Origin of the sequence: Halorientalis marina, from assembly GCF_023028345.1 — an archaeon.
GTDB classification, from domain to species: domain Archaea; phylum Halobacteriota; class Halobacteria; order Halobacteriales; family Haloarculaceae; genus Halorientalis; species Halorientalis marina.
The window spans coordinates 1-16,556 of record NZ_CP095487.1 but is presented as its reverse complement, the minus strand read 5'-3'; the positions used below and the strand labels follow the sequence as shown (position 1 = coordinate 16,556).

The window sequence follows — 16,556 nt, the reverse complement described above, 5'->3', positions numbered from 1 at the left end:
GATGAGACGGAACTCGGACGACGACGAGGACTCGTTCGGTGACATCTTCGACGAACTGCTGCCCGGGATGGCCGGCGACGAGACGGAACCGGTCGACGTCCACGAGTACGACGACGAACTCCGCGTCGTCGCCGATATCCCCGACGCCAGCAAAGACGAGATCGACATCCAGTGTGACGGCCGAATCCTCGCCATCGCCGTCGCACGCAAGCCGCGCCCGATGGTCAAACGCGTCGACCTGCCGGCCTACGTCGACGAGGGGTCCGTCGAGGCGAGCTTCAACAACGGCATCCTCGAAGTCACGCTCGACCGCGAGCCCGACCCCGCGGACATCGGGTTCCACTGACGGGACCCGGAGCGACGTTCGCCCGCGTCGCGGCGACACCGTTCTTTCGGGTGACAGATCGCGGAGCCGCCCGTGGATTTATTTCGTCGTGTGTTCTCTTGGCACACCATGTCACCCACCCACGAGGCGATGGCAGCGGAGTTCGCGGTCCCCGACGACATCCAGCCGCTCATCGACCGCGTCCACGCGTTCATCGAGACGGAAATCGAGCCCCTGGAGGACGACAATCAGGAACTGCTCGGCGGGCCGATGGCGTACCTCGACGAGAACGAGCGGATGCTGGACGAGGTCCACGAACTCCAATCCCAGGTGCGTCGGCGCGCGGGCGAGGAGGGGCTGTACGCCCTGCACATGCCCGAATCGGTCGGTGGCGGCGGCCTCTCACAGCGGGAGCACTTCTACGTTCAGGAGGAGATTTTCCGGTACGGGACGGGCCACGGCTCCGGGCTCACGCGGGCGATGATGGCCTGGACGGAGGGACCGGCACCCATCCTCGCGAATCTCGACGAGGACCAGCGGGCGGAGTGGCTGGACCCGCTCGTCGAGGGCCGGGAGACGGCCTGTATCGGGATCACCGAACCCGAGGCCGGCTCGGACATCCCGAACATCGAGACGACGGCGACGAAGGACGGCGACGAGTGGGTAATCAACGGCCGGAAGGGCTACATCACCAACGCCGTGTTCGCGGACACGGCCCAGATACTGGCGAAGACGGACCAGGCCGACGGCATCGGCGGGATGGCGATGTTCCTCGTCGACACCGACAACCCCGGCTTCGAGGTGGGGTCGATAAACCAGAACATCATGATGGACGGCATCACCGCCGACCTGAAACTGGAGAACTGCCGCGTCCACGACGACCAGATGGTCGGCGAGATCGGCGACGGCCTCCCACTCGCACTCGGCTGGATCAACTGGCGGCGGGTCAATCGCCCCGGGATGTGCGTGGGGATGGGGCGGTACCTCCTGGACAAGATGCTCACCCACGCCAAAGACCGGGAGACCTTCGGCGAGCCAATCGGGACGAACCAGGCCGTCTCGTTCCCCATCGTCGACACGGCGACGGAACTCCGGGCGGTCCGGGACATGGCGCTGTCGGTGCTGGGGGACATCGACTCGTCGAGTGACCTGACGCGGCTGGACCAGCCCCAGCACGTCCGCCGGAAGATGTGCCAGCTGAAGTACTACTCCGAGAACCACCTGTTCGAGTGGGCCGACCGGGCGATCCAGACGCTGGGCGGGCATGGGCTGATGCGCGAGGGCGGCGTCGAGCGGGTGTTCCGCGTCGCGCGCAACCTCCGCATCCCGGCGGGAGCGACCGAAATCCAGAAGCGAACCATCGCGGAGACGCTCGGCCTCACCGAGTGAGATGCGCGGGAAAGACCGGACGATCTGCTGGCTCGTCCTCGACGGCGTCGCGGACCGCCCGGCACCGGCACTCGACGGGCAGACGCCGCTCGAAGCCGCGGCCACGCCGAACCTCGACCGCCTCGCGGCCGCCGGCACCAACGGCACGATGGACGTGAGCCGGCCGGGCACGCCGCTCTCCAGCGACCGCGCGCACACCCTGCTGTTCGGCTACGACCACGACGAGGTGCCCGGCCGGGGCGTCCTCGAAGCGACCGGACTGGACGTGCCCGTCCCGGAGGGCGCCGTGGCCTGTAGCGCGAGTTTCGCCCGCGCCGACGCCACGGCCGAGGGCTGGACCGTCCGCGACCGCCACCTCGATGCGGACGCCGCGGACTACGAGCGCACCGCCGAACGCGTCGCCGACTTCGAGACCGACGCGGCGACGGTGTCGTTCACGTACACCTGGAAGAACCGCGGCATCGTCGTCCTCGAACCGACCGACCCCGACCGGCCGCTCAGCCCTGCCGTGACCGACGTGGACCCCTTCGAGGTTCCGGCGCCGGTCCTCGACCCGCGGCCGCTCGATGCGGCGTCAGCGCCGGCTGCGGCCGCGAGAACTGCCGAGGCGCTGGCGGCGTACACGCGCTGGACGGCCGACCGGCTCGACGCCGAACCCGTCGACGTGGTGCTGTCGAAGTGGGCCGGCGCACCCGGGCCGCCCGAGTCGTTCGAGACTCGCCACGGCCTCCGGGCGTGCAGTCTCACGGCCAAGCCGGTGCTGGCCGGCCTCGCCGAGACGCTGGGTATGGCCGTGCGCACGCCGCCGGACCAGTACGCGGCGCGACCGGACGCTATCGCCGACGCCGTCGACGACTACGAGTTCGTTCACGTCCACTACCCGGAGCCGGACGAGGTGTCCCACGCGGCCGGTCCGGCGGCCAAGCGCGACGAGATCGCGGCCATCGACGAGACGCTGGCGCCGGTCGTCGACCGCGCGCTCGCCGCCGACGACCTCGTGACCGTCGTCACCGCCGACCACACCACGCCGAGCACGGAGGACGTGGTCCACTCCGGCGAACCCGTCCCGGTGACGATGGTCGCTGAGGGCGTCCGGACCGACGACGTGTCGGCGGTCGGCGAGCGGCCCGCGGCGACGGGCGGCCTCGGTCGAGTTCGGGGGCGTGACTGCCTCCGCTTGAGCCGCGCCGCCGCCGACCGGGTCCTGCTCGACGGCCTCCGTCGCTCGCCGGCGAACCGCGACTACCCGAACCAGTCGCTCACACCCCTGTCCAGAGGCCCATGACGGACGCACGCATCGACGCCCTTGCCCACGTGTGTGGCTGTGCCGGGAAGACGCCCCTCGACCGGGTCGTGTTGCCCGCTCGCGAGCGGATGCGACCCCGGCTCCGCGCGAGCGGCGTCTCGCTCCCGGACCTCCCGGACGCGACGCTCCTGCCGAACACGACCGACCTGCGTCGCCGGACCGACGAGTGCGCCCTCGGCGGGCGGCCGGCACCCGTCGAGCCGACGACTGCGCCGGCGACGTGGACGCTCGCGGCGACGTTCGCCGACCGCGTGCTCGGTGCCGACCCGGAGACGTTCGCAACGCGTGTGGGTGACGCCTACGCCGCGCTCGGAGCGGCCGACGCTCGGGTCGTCCTCGGGAAGGGCCACGCCGTCCAGATCGCCGATGCGACGACCGCCCGCCAGTGGTTCGAACACCTCGTCCCGGCGGGCGAGCGCCGGCCGGGCTACCGCGTCGCGAACGTCGACGTGGTCCATGCCTTCCCGGACATGGACCCGGTTCAGCAGGCGGGCGTCGCCGCCGCGCACGCGCTCAACGACTGCTACGCCGCCGGCGGGACCGACGACCGGACCGTTCGCCCGCTCGTCGCTGCGCCCGCCGACGCGGCGCCGGCCCCCGGGCCCGTCCGCGACTGGTATCGCGCGGGGACCGACGCGGCCGTCCGGCCCGCGGCGGTCGTGGGCCACGACGGCGAGGGGTGGCTGTTCGGGGCTACCGCCACCGCGACGACGCCCCGTGCCCCCGCCGTCCGACCCGGCGCACTCGAAGCGGGCATGGCCGTGCTCGCCACGCGACCGTTCGGCGCGCTCGCCTGCTACAGCCACGCGCTCGCCACCGGCGACGAGGCCACGCGACGGGAAGCAGCCACTGCCCTCACCGCCGACCACCGGCCGGTGGCCCGCGCGCTCGCCCCGTTCCGGCCGGCCGGCGACGAGTCGTTCGACCCGGAGCGCCACGTCGCGGCCGTCACCGACGTGTCCGGCCCTGGCGTGGGCGGCGTCGCCGACCTCGTCGCCCGCGCCGGGTACCGCGTTCACCTCACCGACCTCCCGCTGTTCGACCGGGCGACGCTGGACGCCGCCCGCGACGACTGGCGCGTCCCCGACGTGACCGTCGAGACCAACGGCCCGCTGGCCGTCGTCGGCCGCCCGGCGGTCCTCGAGTCCGTGACGGCGCGACTGGCCGCACTCGACGGCCCCGATCCGAGTACCGTCGGCGAGATTCGCCCCGGCGACGACCGCCGGCTCTCCGTCGCCGACGACGAACTGCTCGCGCCCTACGCCGAGTGGGCCATCCGCCGGGGTGAACCGCCGTGACCCGCCTCGGGCACGTCCACGGTCGCTTTCAGCCGTTCCACGACGAACACCTCTCCTACGCCGCCTGGGCGGCCGACGAGTGCGACCGCCTCGTGGTCGGTATCACGAACGCCGACCCCTCGCACGTCACCGAAGAAACCGCGGACCCGAAGCGCCACGAATCCCAGCACAACCCCTTCCGCTACCACGAGCGCCACCGGATGATCCGCGCCGCCGTCGGTGCCGCCGACTTCGGGGTGCCCGTGGAAATCATGCCGTTCCCCATCAATCGCCCCGACCTCTGGGACGACTACGCCCCGACGGACGCACACCACTACGTCAACGTCCTCGAGGACTGGCACGAGGTGAAAGCCGACCGCCTGCGCGAGCACGACCGGACGGTCGTGACGAAGCAGGGAACGCGGACGGTCAGCGGGACCGACATCCGCGAGCGGATGGCCGACGGCCGGGACTGGACCGACGACGTCCCCGCGGCCGTCGCCGACGTGATTCGCGACGTCGACGGCGTCGAGCGGGTGCGCCGTCGCTGGCAGGAGTGACTGCGGTTCACGGAACCGAAACGGGCAAACCGTTAACAGCGTGCTGTTGAACCCTCTATTCACGACTCGCCGTCCATCGCTTCCGGGACGAACTCCCCCCGCGGCCCCGCCGTTCGGCGTCCCGTGAGCGCCACGCGGTGACATCGCTCTCCGAACCACCAATGTACGACGACTACGACTACGACTCCCACTGGGTGAGCGGACAGATCGAGAACGGGTTCCTCGGCATCGAACACCCGCTACTCGTCAGCATCCTCGAGTTCAGTATGCCGTGGAACGTACTGGCCGGGATTTACACCGTCCTCTACTGGGACACGCTGGCGCTGTCTTTCCTGTATCCCTCGGCACTGGGCCTGCTCTGGGTGAACCTCGCCCCCTTCCTCATCTGGTACTACGACGAACGGGTACTCCCCGAATTTTTCGCACACCTCTCGGAACTGGTGTCCGACCCCGACGAGCGCCACGCGCTCGCGGAGAAGTACAACCGGTTTTTCGGGACGCACCGCCTCTCCGTGTCGCTGTTCTGGGCCGCGGCCGCCGTCGCCATCATCTACGTGAGCGAGCCAGTCCTCCAGAGTCAGGGGATGGCCGCTGGGGGAGCCGTCTTCCTGTGGACGACGTACGCCTACGCCGTCTACGTCGGGGCCGTTCTCAGCCACGGGTTCGTCGGGCCGGTGATGACGCTCCTCCTCGTCCGTGAGGTGACGGAGTACGACCTCGAGATCGACCCGCTCCATCCGGACGGCCTGGGCGGGCTCAGCACCGTCGGTTACGTCTCGATCCGGACCACGCTGCTTTTCTCCTCGGGGTCGCTCTTTCTCCCACTGCTGTTTTACTTCTCCTCGGCGGGCGGCGCGTCGACGGTCATCTTCGGATTCACGGGGCTGTACGTCCTCATCATCCTGCTATCGTTCGTGTACCCCACGGCCATCGTCAACCGGCGGGCAGGGGAGTACCGCGACGCGGTCCTCGACGACCTCCGGCAACAGTACGCCGAAATCGAACGTGAGATCGAGGGGCCCGACCGCGACGAGATTTCCGAACTGAACAAGCGACTCGAACTGCAGCGCGTCCAGCGGAACTACGACAACTACAGTTCGGTGAGCCTGTATCCGCTGCAGCTGAGCATCCTGACCAGGCTGGCGGGCTCGATTTTCCTCCCGATACTGTTCATGGTGATCGAAATCTATCTCCCGAACCTGCTGTGAGCGGTCCGGAAGCACCGGCCGGTCGCTGATGGCCGTCCCGGTCGAGTCCCCGCTCCGGGTCGAGTCCTCAGCCCCGGCCGACTATTACGGACAGTCACTCGCGTCGAAGGACTGGGGCTCGGGTCCCTGGTCCACCGACCGTGTCGCCCCCGACGCGATGTCGAGCAGGACCGCCACCCCGCCGTAGCCGTGGGTCTGGTCGTGGCCGCGGACGACGACGCAGCCGACGCCGTCGGGGATCTCGATGGTCTCCGACCGCGTGAACGGCTGCTGGGAGTGGGGGTGGAGCAGTTCGCGGCGGCCGAGCTGTGTCCCGTCCAGTCGTTCGACCTGCCACCAGTTCGCGTAGCCGTCCTCGCCGTCGTCGTCGTGGTGCAGCGCCACGTCGACGGTGTACGTCCCGTTGCCGCCCTCGACGGCGACGCCGACGACGTTGGCCTCACGGAGGTCGAGGCCGCCGTCGTCGGTCCCCCCGTCGGTCGCGGTGGCTGTGTCCGGCGTGCCCGGAGTGGGGTCGGCGGTCTCGGCAGCACCCTCGGTTTCCGCCGCGGTCGTCGCTCCGTCGCCGGTGTCCTCCCCAGTGGTTGCCCGTCCGTCGCCGGTATCCTCTTCGGTGGTTGTCCGTCCGTCGCTGGTGTCCGCGTCCGCGGCCGTGTCGGGCTCCGTCCGCTCTCCCGTCGCCGTGTCGTCGGTCGTCGGGTCGTCGCCGGTAGCGTCCCCGCTTTCGCCGCCACACCCGGCCAGGGCAGCGAGCGCGAGGAGACTCGACTGGCTGGCGAGCAGTCGCCGCCGGGACAGGCTCACAGTCGCGTCCATGGGTCGCGTTCCACGGGCAACAAAAATAGCGTACCCCTCGCGTCCCACCGGCCGCCGCTCGGGGACCGTCTCGGCGTCAGCGACTCGGTTCAGGCCTCGCCCGATGGGGCGTCGAAGTAGCCGAGGGCGTCGAGAATCGCGCCGATGATGAAACTGATGACGGCGACGACCAGGACGAGGCCGGTGAGCAGCAGCGAGATCGGCGCCGGGAGCGCGAACTGGAAGACGGCGACGAACACGCAGGTGACGATCCCGACGACGAGCAGAAACGAGCCCGCGCTGGGGTCCTCGCCGGTGAGGAACTCGATGCCCGCGAGGAAGGGCGAGGGCTGTGGTTCGTCCTCGACGGCGTCGGCGCTCATCGGGCCGCCTCCGGTGCCCGCCGATCGGCGGCCCGCTGGACGATCTGGACGAGATGTGAGACCCAGATGCCGGCGGTGAAGCCGAACAGCGTGGCGACGAGTACGGCCTTGACGAGCAGTTCGAGCGGCGCGACCGCCGCGAGCAGGCACAGCGTCCCGAACAGCCCCATCAGGCCGTACTGGATTCGCGTTTCGAGGTCGAGTCGTCGGAGTGTCGTGGTCAGTGGTTCGCTCATGAGAATCGTGTTCGTCGCCGTCGGCATCGGTACCGCTTGCCGCACCCGTGTGTCAGTCGTCGGCTCGCCGGAGCAGGCGCAGGACCTCGTCTAGCTTGAGGTAGACGGCGAGCCCGAGAATCGTCGCCGGCCACAGCCCCACGAACTGTCCGCGCTGTTTGTCACCGCGGACGTAGTAGTAGTACAGTGCCAGGGCGACGGACCCGACCGAGGCCAGTGCCGCGGGTCCGAGTCCGCGCCCGTCGAGTTCCTGTGCCAGTCCGTCCGTGCTGTCGTCCGGTGACTCGCTCACACCGCGTGTAGGTCCCACGGACGTATTAACTGTAGTAATGGTCGGGTTCCATAGGATGAGTCGAATGACGAGTATCGACGAGGGAGTGATGGCATGCGATTCCGTGCCACTGACGCCGCAACGCCGCAGTCGCCGACTCGCTCGCGCTCGAAACCGACGCTTTCGACGGCCGCCCCTCTCCGATCCGACAGGACTGCCCTCGCTGTGGCCCGGAAACTTATACGCTGGGCCATCGACCCCCGTGCCATGCCAAGAGGGAGCATCCCATGACGATACTGAACGTCGGCGGCGGGGGGTTCATCGGCTCCGCACTGACGGATCGGCTGGCCGACAGCGGGGAACGGGTCGTCGTGCTCGACCGCGACCCGCCGGCGGCGGACCGCGAGTCGGTCACGGCCGTCGAGGGCGACGTGACCGATGACGACGACGTGGCCGACGCCATCGCCGAGCACGACCCCGACGCCGTCGTGACCTTCGCCTACCTCCTGGGCGCGGAGTCCGACGAGAACCCAGCACAGGCCGTCCGGGTCAACTGCGTCGGGATGGACAACGTCTTCCGGGCCGCGACGGCGGCCGGCGTCGACCGCGTGGTCTACGCCAGTTCCATCGGCGTCTACGGGCACCCCGAGTCCCACGACGGCCCCATCGCGGAGACGGCGGAGTCGCTCGCGGCCTACCGGGAGTACCCCCTGCTGTTCTACAGCGCGACCAAGCAACTGAACGAGTATCAGGCCCGCCTCTACGCCGACCGAAGTGACACGGAGTTCGTCGCCGTCCGCCCGAGCATCGTCTTCGGTCCCGGCCGCGAGGGCGGACTGACGGAGTGGGCCTCGGCGCTCGTCACCAACCCCGTCCACGGCGAGTCCGTCCACCTGCCCTTCCGCCCGGACCAGCGCCTCGGCCTCGTCTACCGCGACGACGTCGCCGACCTCGTCGCGGCCGTCCTCGACGCGGACGAGGTGGCCCATGACGCGTACAACACCGGCGACATCACGCTCACGGCGCGGGAACTCGCCGACGCCGTCGCCGACGAGTTTGACGGGACGGTGACCTTCGACCACGACGCCGACCCCCTCCCGCTGGTGGCCGACGCCAGCCACGAGCGGGCCGCCGCGGAGTTCGACTACGCAGTCACCGACCTCCGCGAGGCGATGGCCCGCCACGCCGAGGCCGTCCGCTGACCCGCGACACGGTCCCGACCGCTCCGGTCCCGCTCACTCCACCAGCGCCGTGACCGCGGCGGCGATGTCGTCGACGTCCGGCAACACCTCGTCTTCCAGCGGCGGCGCGAACGGCACGGGAACGCCGGGGTTGCCGAGGCGACGCGGCGGGGCTTCCAGGGCGTCGAACGCTTCTTCGGCGACCGTCGCAGCGATCTCGCCCTGGATACCGCAGGGGAGGTACGCCTCGTCGACGACCAGCAGGCGCCCGGTCTTCTCGACGGACTCGACGATGGTGTCGGTGTCCAGGGGCGAGACGGTCCGCGGGTCGACGACCTCCACCGAGACCCCCGCGTCGGCGAGGTCCTCGGCGGCGGCCAGCGCGTGGTGGACCATCGCGAGCGTGGCGACGACGGTCACGTCCGTCCCCTCGCGGCGGACCGCCGCCTCGCCGAACGGCGGCGTGTGGTCGGGGTCGTCCAGTTCCGCGGTCCGCTCCCAGCGGGTGCTGTACAGCGACTTGTGCTCGAAAAAGAGCACGGGGTCGTCGTCGCGGACCGCGGTCTTGAACAGCCCCTTGGCGTCGGCGGCGGTCGCCGGGAGCGCGACCTTGACGCCCGGTGCGTGGGCGAACCACGAGTACATGGCCTGGGAGTGCTGTGGGCCGGTGCTCTCGCCGCCGCCACAGGGGAGCCTGACGACGATAGGGACCGAGACCTGCCCGCCGGTGAGGTGTCGGAGCATGGCGGCCTGGTGGGTCACCTGGTCGATAGCGACCGACAGGAAGTCACCGAACTGGAGTTCGACGACCGGGCGCAGACCGTCGATGCCGGCGCCCGCGGCCGCGCCGATGACGGCGACCTCCGTGGCCGGCACGTTCCGAATCCGGTCGGTGCCGAACTCCTCGGCGAGGCCGCTCGTGACGCCGAACGGCGGCGCGGTCGCGATGTCCTCGCCCATCTGGAAGACGCCCTCGTCGCGTTCCATCTCCTCGCGCATCCCCGCCCTGATAGCGGCGCGGAAACTGACGCTGTCTTCCTCGGCTCCCGATTCGGGGGCGTCCCGCCGGAACAGGTTCCGCTCGAACAGGCGACTCCGGTCGATCACGCGCCGTCACCCCCGCGTTCACCGCCGCCCTTTCCTTCGCGGGTATCCCCACCATCGCCGGCACCGCCCGCCGGCGGGTCCGCCCAGCAGTCCTCGTACGCTTCTTGAGGGTCCGGGAACGGGCTCTCGCGGGCGAAGGCGACGGCCTCGGCGATTTCGGTTTCGACCCCGCTCTCTATCTCCTCGAACTCGCCCTCGTCGATGACTCCCTCGGCTTCGAGTCGACGGCGGAATCGGTCGATGGGGTCCCGGGCGCGGGCGTCGGCCAGTTCCCCCTCGGGGCGGTACCGCTGGGGGTCGTGTGCGAGGTGGCCGGCGATGCGGACCGTCCGGGCCTCGACGAAGGTCGGCCCGTGGCCGGCGCGGGCGCGCTCGACGGCCTCGGCGACCGTCTCGGCGACGGCGAGGGGGTCACAGCCGTCGACGACCTCGCCGGGCATCCCGTAGCCGGGGGCGCGGGCCGCGACGGAGGAGCCCTGCACGGCGTGGCTCGCCGGCTGGGAAATGTTGTACTCGTTGTTCTCACAGAGGAAGACGAGCGGGAGGTCCCACATCGCCGCGAGGACGGCGGCCTCCTGGACCGCGCCCTCGTTGCTCGCGCCGTCGCCGAAGTACGCGACGCTCACGCGGTCCGTCCCGCGGAGTTGCTGGCCCAGCGCCTTCCCGGCGGCGACGGGCACCTGTGCGCCGATGATGCCGCCCATCCCGATGACTCCGCGGTCGGCGTCGGTCACGTGATAGGACTTCCCGCCGTTGTAGCCGTCAGCCCGCATGTACAGTTCCGCAAGGATACGGTCGGGATCGAGTCCGGCGGCGACCTGTGGCCCCTGGCCGCGGTGGGTGGTGAACTGGCAGTCGCCGTCCGAGAGGACCGCGTTCGTCCCGACGTAGACCGCCTCCTGCCCGGTACTCAGCGACGGCGGCAGCCCCTCGACCTCGCCGTCGAGGTAGGCGTCCGCCCACGCCTCCTCCAGCCGCCGGATGCGAACCATGTCCTCGAGCATCGTCCGCTTCTCCGCCGCGGAAGCCGCGAACCGGTCGGCGACCCCGCCGTCCGGCGATAGGCGCTCGGTCCTGGCTTGGGTATCGTTGTCCATCGCCACGGTCTTCGCCACACACCCACCTCACGTTTTGGGAGGCGATGGGGGCCGTCGGGAGTCGATTATGCGAACATCTGGTGCCGCCGCAGGAGCGCGTATCCACAGACGCCGGCCACGACCGCGGTGGCGCCGCCGAGGACGATGAGGGCCCGGTAGCCGGCGACCGTCGAGGCGAAGAAGCCGTCGGCGGTCGCGGTGAACGCCAGCGGGCCGACCGTCTGCCCGAGCCGGAGGACGCTGGTCCGGAGGCCCATCATCCCGGCCCGGAGGTCGGCCGAGACGAGCGTGACGACCGTCGTGTCGATCGAGGGGATCAGAATCCCGAACCCGACGCCGAAGACCAACAGCGACGCGCCGACGGAAAGCGGTGACGGCGCGAGCCAGACGCCGACCAGACTCACGCCGTAGGCGACGAACCCGAGCGCGACCAGCTCCTCCGGCGAGCGCCACTGCCCGATGCGGCCGTACTGCGAGGAGACGAGCGCGCTCGCGACTGCGACCGCTGACAGCAGCGGGCCGATCTCGCTCGACCCGAGCCCGAACTGGTCGCTCAGGAGGAGCGGGAGCGCTGTGAGGACGGCCCCGTAGAAGACGAAAAACGCCGCGAAGAGCGCGACGAAGACCGCGATGGCACTGGGCATCCGTGCCACTGCTTCGAGCCGGCTGAGGTAGGTGAAGACCGGGTCCGGGTCGCTGCTGGGGGTCGGTTCGAGCACGAGCAGGGCGAAGACACCGGCGAGGACGCCGACGCCGAAAAACAGGAAGGGGACGTTCCAGCGGATCGCGGCCAGCGCACCGCCGAGCAGCGGGTAGACGGCGGCGCCTGCCCCGGTCACGCTGCCGTTGACGCCGATCAGTGCGTCGCGCTGTGTGCCCTCGAAGGCATCGCCCACGATGGTGATCGCGAGCGTGATCAGTGCGCTTGCCCCGATGCCCTGAAGGAAACGCAGTCCGAGGACGTACCGGAAGTCGGTGACGAACGCGATGCCGGCACCGGCGATCCCGAAGGTGAAAAGGAGGGGGACGAGCACGCGCCGGCGGCCGAACCGGTCGGCCGCGAGACCGGCGAAGGGCGCGATGACGGCGCCGGGGAGCGTGTAGACGGTGATGAGGAGACCGACCTGGCCGTCCGTGACGCCGAAGACGGACCGGAGTTCGGGGAGGACGGGGCTGATCAGCGACACACCCATGACGCCCATCAGCGAACTCGCGAGGACGACGTAGAGGACGCCGGAGCGCCAGGGAATCTCCGACGACACGGAGGCAGTCGGCTGGGACACGCCCCGCTGGTTCGGTCGGCCCCATCCTGTATCTTCCCTTTCAGGCCACCCGGATCGCCCGCACGCCGAGTTCCCGGCAGACGTGGCTGACGTGGGCGCTGTCGGTATCGCTGACGAGCAGGCGCTCGTCGACGGTCCAGTCCCAGTCGGCTTCGAGCAGTTCCTGATAGGCGAGCAAGTCGCCGACGGTCCCGACCGACGAGGCACCGGATTCGACGCCGACGAGGACGGCCGTCTCCTCGGCGAAGGTGTCTTTCTCCCGGAGCGCCCGGAAAGCGTCGACGCGGTCCACGCCGACGCGTTCGTCCTGCTCGTGGACGACGTACTTCGTCCCGTGGTGGTCGGTGTACGACTCCGGGAGTTCCGGCTCGCGGGAAGTGAGACAGACTGCGTCGACGGTGGCGTACGCCCCGTCGCCGCCGACCGAGAGGCCGACCGGCACGTCAACCCACCACTTTCCGTCGGGCGATGCCTCGGACCGAACGAACGCTTCCAAAAGTGCGTCTCGCGTCCCCGCCATCTCGACCGAGCGTACGCGACTGTGGCAATTAGCTCGTTCGGTCGGTCCGCGTCGTCGGCCGGTCAGTCCGCGTCGTCGTCCCCGTCCTCGACCGACGGCCGGGCGTGGATGGGCCCTTCGCGGTCGGTGAGGTGTTTCGGCTCGCGGCCGTGGTGGACGGCGGTCACCTCGGCGACGATGCTCTGGGCGATGTGGAAGGGGGTACCGCCGCCGAGGTCGAGGCCCGCCGGGGTGTAGATACGGTCGCGTTCGGCCTCGGTGAACGTCCGACCGCGCTCGGCGAACTCCTCTTGCATCTCGGCGAAGCGCTTCCGTGGCCCCATCAGCCCGATGTACTCGACTGGAGTGTCGAGCAACTCTTCGAGGGCGATCTGGTCGTCCACGAAGTTGTGCGTCATCACGACCGGGTACGTGTCGGCGTCGAAGGCCACCGCCTCGCGAATTTCGGCGGGCGACGTCGACCGGACGCGGTCCGCGGCGGGGAACCGCTCGGCCTCGGCGTCCGCGCCCCGGAAGGTCACGACGGTCACGCGGAAGTCGACCTGCGAGGCCAACCGTGCGACCGGCGCCACGTCGTGCCCGCTGCCGAACACGACCAGTTCGGGCGGCGCCGTCACGCTGTCGACGAACACCTCGACCGCGTGGCCGTCGCGGTCGACGGTGACTGTGTCGGACGTGTCGGCCGCGAGCAGGCGCTCCGTGGGGCCTTCGAGCGCCGTCAGAACGCCGTCGGGCCAGCCGGGGGCCTCGAAGGCCAGTTCGTCGCCGGTCGGCGACGCGAACGCGCGGTCGCCGCGTGCGAGGTCCCCGTCGCCGTCGAGGACGGTCAGGGCGGCGATGTCCTCTCCGTCCTCGTACGCGTCGACGACCGGCCGGTAGCCCTCGTCCAGCGGTTCGAGCAGGATGTCGATGACGCCGTTACAGCCGACGCCGAGGCCCCACACGTCGTCGTCGCCGGTCAGGTCGAACCGCTCGATACGTGGCTCGCCGTCGGCGAGCACCTCCTCGGCCATCGTCAGGACGACGTCCTCGAGACAACCGGCGGTGACCGAGCCCACGCCGTCGCCCTCGTCGGCGACGATCATCTTCGCACCCGGTCGGCGGTAGGCACTGCCCTCGACGGCGACGACCGTCGCGAGGACGGCCCCCTCGTCGTCGATCACCTCGCCGATCGCGTCCATCACCTCGGTCTCGGGGACGCTCCAGTCACCGGCTGTCATTCGGGACACCTCGCGTTTCGCTCATACGTCGTACTGTCGTTCGCTCGGTCATACGTCTGTCCTCCGTGTGTCGTGTGTGTCACGTGTGTCGCGTGTGTCGGTCCGCCCGCGCACGCGGCGCGGGTCGTGTTCGAAGCCGACGGGCCCGCCGGCGCCGTACCGGGTCAGCTGGCGCGCGATCTCGACGACGTCGTCGGGGCCGGTGAACGCGAAGAGGCCGTCGACGAACGGGAGCGCCGCCGCCATGCCCGCCGCGGTCGGTTCGTAGGCCGGACTGGCGGCCAGCGGGTTCAGCCACAGCACCGCCGCTGCCCGGCGCGCGAGCCACGGCATCCCGTCCGCCAGGGTCGAGACGTCGCCCATCTCCAGCCCGTCGCTCACCACGACGACGACCGTCCGGCGGTCGACGCGGGTCGGGTGGTCGCGCCGGACGGTCTCGACGGCGTGGCCGATGCGGGTACCGCCGCCCCACGCCGTCTCGGCTGCCTCGAGTTCGCGGAGCGCGTCGGCCGCCGTCGGCGCGTCGAACGCGTCGGTCACGTCTCGCACCTCGCTGTCGAAGAAGAACACCCGACAGTCCCGGAGGTGGGCCGACACCGTCCGCAGGAACCGCAACAGGAACCCGCGGTCGACGGTATCCAGCACCGACCGCGACACGTCCGCGAGGACGAGCGCGCGGAGGTCGGTCGCCCGACGCGCCCGCTCCGGGACCGACACGACCGCACCGCCCGTCGAGACGCTCCGCCGGAGCGCCCGCCGAGCGTCGGCCCGTCGACCGGACGGCGCCCTCTGCCAGCGCCGCCCGCGAAGGGTCGCGAGGGCGTCCACGAGCCGCTCGACCGCGGCGTCGAGCGACCCCTCGTCGGCCAGCGGAGCCGCGTCGACCGTCACCGTCTCCGGGCGACCGGCGGGGCTGTAGGTCGCCGTCGTCGCGTCCTCCCCGTCCGCGCCCGGCCCGACACCGAGCGCGCTGGTCATGGCGGCCGTCTCCGACCTGTCCGAGCCGTCCCGGCCGGAATCCGAATCGTCGCTCTCGTCTGCCGACTCGGCCGCAGGCCCGTCGTCGGCACCCATCGGCGCGAGCGCGCCGTCCGGGGTGTCGTCGGCGAGACCGGCGGCGGCGTCGCCGTCGAGGTGCGCGTCGAGTCGCCGCCAGAACTCCGCGAACATCCGGTCGAACGTGTCGGCGTCCTCCGGACTGGTCACGAACGCCGCCCGCAGGGCCGCTCGCGCGCGCTCCTCGTCGTCGAACCCGACCTCGACCAGTGCGCGGGCGGCGACGAGCGCGGCGTTCGAGGGGACGTCCACGCCGGCCCGGCGGAGCGAGCGGACGAACGTCAGGAGCGCGTCGACCACGTCGTCTCGGACGCCCGCCACGTCGGGCACGTCGTCGTCGGCGGGTTCGGCGGGGACCATCGTCACTCGCTCACCCGCGTCTCCCGGGCGGCGTCGGCGAGCGTCTCCAGGAACGTCTCGTCGACCCGCTCGACGTCCTCGACTTCCTTCAGGAGACAGCCGATGGTGTGCTCGATCTCCGTCGTCGAGAGCGGTTCGTCGCCGTCGTCGGCCCGCAGTTGCGCGACCGCCCGCGCCCAGTCCAGCGTCTCCGCGACGCCGGGCTGTTTCCGGAACGGCTCCTCGCGCAACCGCTGTGTGACCGCACACAGTTCCGCCGCGACGGCGCCGTCCAGTTCCGGCACCTTCCGCTCGACGATGGCCCGCTCCTTCTCGAAGCTCGGCGGCTCGACGTGGAGGTAGAGACACCGCCGTTTCAGCGCGTCGCTCAGGCCGCGCGTCCGGTTCGAGGTGATGACGACTACCGGCGGCGTTCGCGCCCGCACCGTCCCGAGTTCGGGGATGGAGACCTGGAAGTCCGACAGCACCTCCAGGAGGAGTGCCTCGAACTCCTCGTCGGCCCGGTCGACCTCGTCGATGAGCAACACCGGCGGCCGGTCGCCCTCGCTCGACAGCGCCTCCAGCAGGGGCCGTTCCAGCAGGTACTCCTCGGTGAACACGGAGGTTCCGCCGTCGTCGACGCCGCCGTCCTCGGCCTGGACCGCGAGCAACTGCTTCGTGTAGTTCCACTCGTAGAGGGCGTTCTCGGCCGCGAGCCCCTCGTAGCACTGGAGCCTGACGAGGTCGGTCCCGAACCCCTCCGCGAGCACCTTCGCGAGTTCGGTCTTGCCCGCGCCGGGGTCGCCCTCGACCAGCAGCGGGCGGCCGAGCCGGAGCGCCAGGAGGACCGTCGTGACGATGTCGTCGTCTGCCACGTAGTCCGTCGCCCGGAAGGCGCCCCGGAGTTCGTCCTCGGTCACGTCGCCGAAGCCGCCGTCGGTCATGTCACTCGATCACTCCTGCCGACGGATATCGCTCTCGGTGGCCGACCGCGGACCCGTCG

Annotated in this window: 18 protein-coding genes; 7 read left to right on the top strand and 11 right to left on the bottom strand. The window is 70.6% G+C overall.

Annotation, left to right across the window (positions count from 1 at the left end; all coding sequences use genetic code 11):
• The first annotated feature begins 1 nt into the window (after nucleotide 1).
• From MUG96_RS00090 to MUG96_RS00065, 6 genes are all read left to right on the top strand, one after another.
• Complete coding sequence (locus tag MUG96_RS00090; RefSeq protein ID WP_246985391.1) at nucleotides 2-346, top strand: Hsp20/alpha crystallin family protein; 345 nt, start codon at nucleotides 2-4, stop codon at nucleotides 344-346.
• Nucleotides 347-454: 108 nt separating this feature from the next.
• Nucleotides 455-1,714 (top strand): acyl-CoA dehydrogenase family protein, encoded by a 1,260-nt coding sequence (locus tag MUG96_RS00085; RefSeq protein ID WP_246985389.1) that lies wholly within the window; start codon nucleotides 455-457, stop codon nucleotides 1,712-1,714.
• Between the two features lies 1 nt (nucleotide 1,715).
• Nucleotides 1,716-2,999 carry an alkaline phosphatase family protein gene (locus MUG96_RS00080; RefSeq protein WP_246985387.1) on the top strand — a complete coding sequence of 428 codons (1,284 nt, stop codon included), beginning with the start codon at nucleotides 1,716-1,718 and terminating at the stop codon, nucleotides 2,997-2,999.
• On the top strand, nucleotides 2,996-4,318 hold the full coding sequence (locus tag MUG96_RS00075) for a hypothetical protein (protein ID WP_246985385.1): 1,323 nt from the start codon (nucleotides 2,996-2,998) through the stop codon (nucleotides 4,316-4,318). The genes MUG96_RS00080 and MUG96_RS00075 overlap by 4 nt, the downstream gene beginning before the upstream one ends.
• A complete protein-coding gene (locus MUG96_RS00070; RefSeq protein ID WP_246985383.1) occupies nucleotides 4,315-4,857 on the top strand; it encodes an adenylyltransferase/cytidyltransferase family protein in 543 nt (180 codons plus the stop codon). The genes MUG96_RS00075 and MUG96_RS00070 overlap by 4 nt, the downstream gene beginning before the upstream one ends.
• Nucleotides 4,858-5,018: 161 nt before the next feature.
• Nucleotides 5,019-6,065 carry a hypothetical protein gene (locus MUG96_RS00065; RefSeq protein ID WP_246985381.1) on the top strand — a complete coding sequence of 349 codons (1,047 nt, stop codon included), beginning with the start codon at nucleotides 5,019-5,021 and terminating at the stop codon, nucleotides 6,063-6,065.
• Nucleotides 6,066-6,149: 84 nt separating this feature from the next.
• Here the strand turns inward: MUG96_RS00065 and MUG96_RS00060 are convergent, their stop codons facing one another.
• The 4 genes from MUG96_RS00060 to MUG96_RS00045 all read right to left on the bottom strand — a co-directional run bounded on the left by MUG96_RS00060 (nucleotide 6,150) and on the right by MUG96_RS00045 (nucleotide 7,771).
• A complete protein-coding gene (locus MUG96_RS00060) occupies nucleotides 6,150-6,881 on the bottom strand; it encodes a hypothetical protein (RefSeq protein ID WP_246985379.1) in 732 nt (243 codons plus the stop codon).
• 89 nt (nucleotides 6,882-6,970) lie between these two features.
• A complete protein-coding gene (locus MUG96_RS00055) occupies nucleotides 6,971-7,243 on the bottom strand; it encodes a hypothetical protein (protein ID WP_246985378.1) in 273 nt (90 codons plus the stop codon).
• Nucleotides 7,240-7,479 carry a hypothetical protein gene (locus tag MUG96_RS00050; RefSeq protein ID WP_246985377.1) on the bottom strand — a complete coding sequence of 80 codons (240 nt, stop codon included), beginning with the start codon at nucleotides 7,477-7,479 and terminating at the stop codon, nucleotides 7,240-7,242. The genes MUG96_RS00055 and MUG96_RS00050 overlap by 4 nt, the downstream gene beginning before the upstream one ends.
• 52 nt (nucleotides 7,480-7,531) lie before the next feature.
• Complete coding sequence (locus MUG96_RS00045) at nucleotides 7,532-7,771, bottom strand: hypothetical protein (RefSeq protein ID WP_246985376.1); 240 nt, start codon at nucleotides 7,769-7,771, stop codon at nucleotides 7,532-7,534.
• A 266-nt stretch (nucleotides 7,772-8,037) separates the two neighbouring features.
• Between MUG96_RS00045 and MUG96_RS00040 the strand changes: the two genes are divergently transcribed.
• Nucleotides 8,038-8,952, top strand: coding sequence for an NAD-dependent epimerase/dehydratase family protein (locus MUG96_RS00040; RefSeq protein ID WP_246985375.1), 915 nt, complete (start codon nucleotides 8,038-8,040; stop codon nucleotides 8,950-8,952).
• Between the two features lie 33 nt (nucleotides 8,953-8,985).
• Here MUG96_RS00040 and MUG96_RS00035 read toward each other — a convergent pair whose 3' ends face one another.
• From MUG96_RS00035 to MUG96_RS00005, 7 genes are all read right to left on the bottom strand, one after another.
• A complete protein-coding gene (locus MUG96_RS00035) occupies nucleotides 8,986-10,038 on the bottom strand; it encodes an alpha-ketoacid dehydrogenase subunit beta (RefSeq protein WP_246985374.1) in 1,053 nt (350 codons plus the stop codon).
• Nucleotides 10,035-11,153, bottom strand: coding sequence for a thiamine pyrophosphate-dependent dehydrogenase E1 component subunit alpha (locus tag MUG96_RS00030; protein WP_246985373.1), 1,119 nt, complete (start codon nucleotides 11,151-11,153; stop codon nucleotides 10,035-10,037). Before MUG96_RS00030 ends, MUG96_RS00035 begins: the two co-directional genes overlap by 4 nt.
• Before the next feature lie 47 nt (nucleotides 11,154-11,200).
• A complete protein-coding gene (locus tag MUG96_RS00025; protein WP_246985372.1) occupies nucleotides 11,201-12,418 on the bottom strand; it encodes an MFS transporter in 1,218 nt (405 codons plus the stop codon).
• 40 nt (nucleotides 12,419-12,458) lie between these two features.
• On the bottom strand, nucleotides 12,459-12,938 hold the full coding sequence (locus MUG96_RS00020) for a hypothetical protein (RefSeq protein WP_246985370.1): 480 nt from the start codon (nucleotides 12,936-12,938) through the stop codon (nucleotides 12,459-12,461).
• Between the two features lie 62 nt (nucleotides 12,939-13,000).
• A complete protein-coding gene (locus MUG96_RS00015) occupies nucleotides 13,001-14,158 on the bottom strand; it encodes an XdhC family protein (RefSeq protein ID WP_246985368.1) in 1,158 nt (385 codons plus the stop codon).
• A gap of 48 nt (nucleotides 14,159-14,206) precedes the next feature.
• Complete coding sequence (locus tag MUG96_RS00010; RefSeq protein WP_246985366.1) at nucleotides 14,207-15,574, bottom strand: VWA domain-containing protein; 1,368 nt, start codon at nucleotides 15,572-15,574, stop codon at nucleotides 14,207-14,209.
• 2 nt (nucleotides 15,575-15,576) lie between these two features.
• Nucleotides 15,577-16,497 (bottom strand): AAA family ATPase, encoded by a 921-nt coding sequence (locus MUG96_RS00005; RefSeq protein ID WP_246985364.1) that lies wholly within the window; start codon nucleotides 16,495-16,497, stop codon nucleotides 15,577-15,579.
• Between the last annotated feature and the right edge of the window lie 59 nt (nucleotides 16,498-16,556).

Excerpts from the sequence above, each read along its gene's own strand:
- MUG96_RS00090 (WP_246985391.1), top strand. The coding sequence starts at position 2 with ATGAGACGGAACTCGGACGACGACGAGGACTCGTTCGGTGACATCTTC.
- MUG96_RS00085 (WP_246985389.1), top strand. The coding sequence starts at position 455 with ATGTCACCCACCCACGAGGCGATGGCAGCGGAGTTCGCGGTCCCCGAC.
- MUG96_RS00080 (WP_246985387.1), top strand. The coding sequence starts at position 1,716 with ATGCGCGGGAAAGACCGGACGATCTGCTGGCTCGTCCTCGACGGCGTC.
- MUG96_RS00075 (WP_246985385.1), top strand. The coding sequence starts at position 2,996 with ATGACGGACGCACGCATCGACGCCCTTGCCCACGTGTGTGGCTGTGCC.
- MUG96_RS00065 (WP_246985381.1), top strand. The coding sequence starts at position 5,019 with ATGTACGACGACTACGACTACGACTCCCACTGGGTGAGCGGACAGATC.
- MUG96_RS00060 (WP_246985379.1), bottom strand. The coding sequence starts at position 6,881 with ATGGACGCGACTGTGAGCCTGTCCCGGCGGCGACTGCTCGCCAGCCAG.
- MUG96_RS00055 (WP_246985378.1), bottom strand. The coding sequence starts at position 7,243 with ATGAGCGCCGACGCCGTCGAGGACGAACCACAGCCCTCGCCCTTCCTC.
- MUG96_RS00050 (WP_246985377.1), bottom strand. The coding sequence starts at position 7,479 with ATGAGCGAACCACTGACCACGACACTCCGACGACTCGACCTCGAAACG.
- MUG96_RS00040 (WP_246985375.1), top strand. The coding sequence starts at position 8,038 with ATGACGATACTGAACGTCGGCGGCGGGGGGTTCATCGGCTCCGCACTG.
- MUG96_RS00020 (WP_246985370.1), bottom strand. The coding sequence starts at position 12,938 with ATGGCGGGGACGCGAGACGCACTTTTGGAAGCGTTCGTTCGGTCCGAG.
- MUG96_RS00015 (WP_246985368.1), bottom strand. The coding sequence starts at position 14,158 with ATGACAGCCGGTGACTGGAGCGTCCCCGAGACCGAGGTGATGGACGCG.
- MUG96_RS00010 (WP_246985366.1), bottom strand. The coding sequence starts at position 15,574 with ATGGTCCCCGCCGAACCCGCCGACGACGACGTGCCCGACGTGGCGGGC.
- MUG96_RS00005 (WP_246985364.1), bottom strand. The coding sequence starts at position 16,497 with ATGACCGACGGCGGCTTCGGCGACGTGACCGAGGACGAACTCCGGGGC.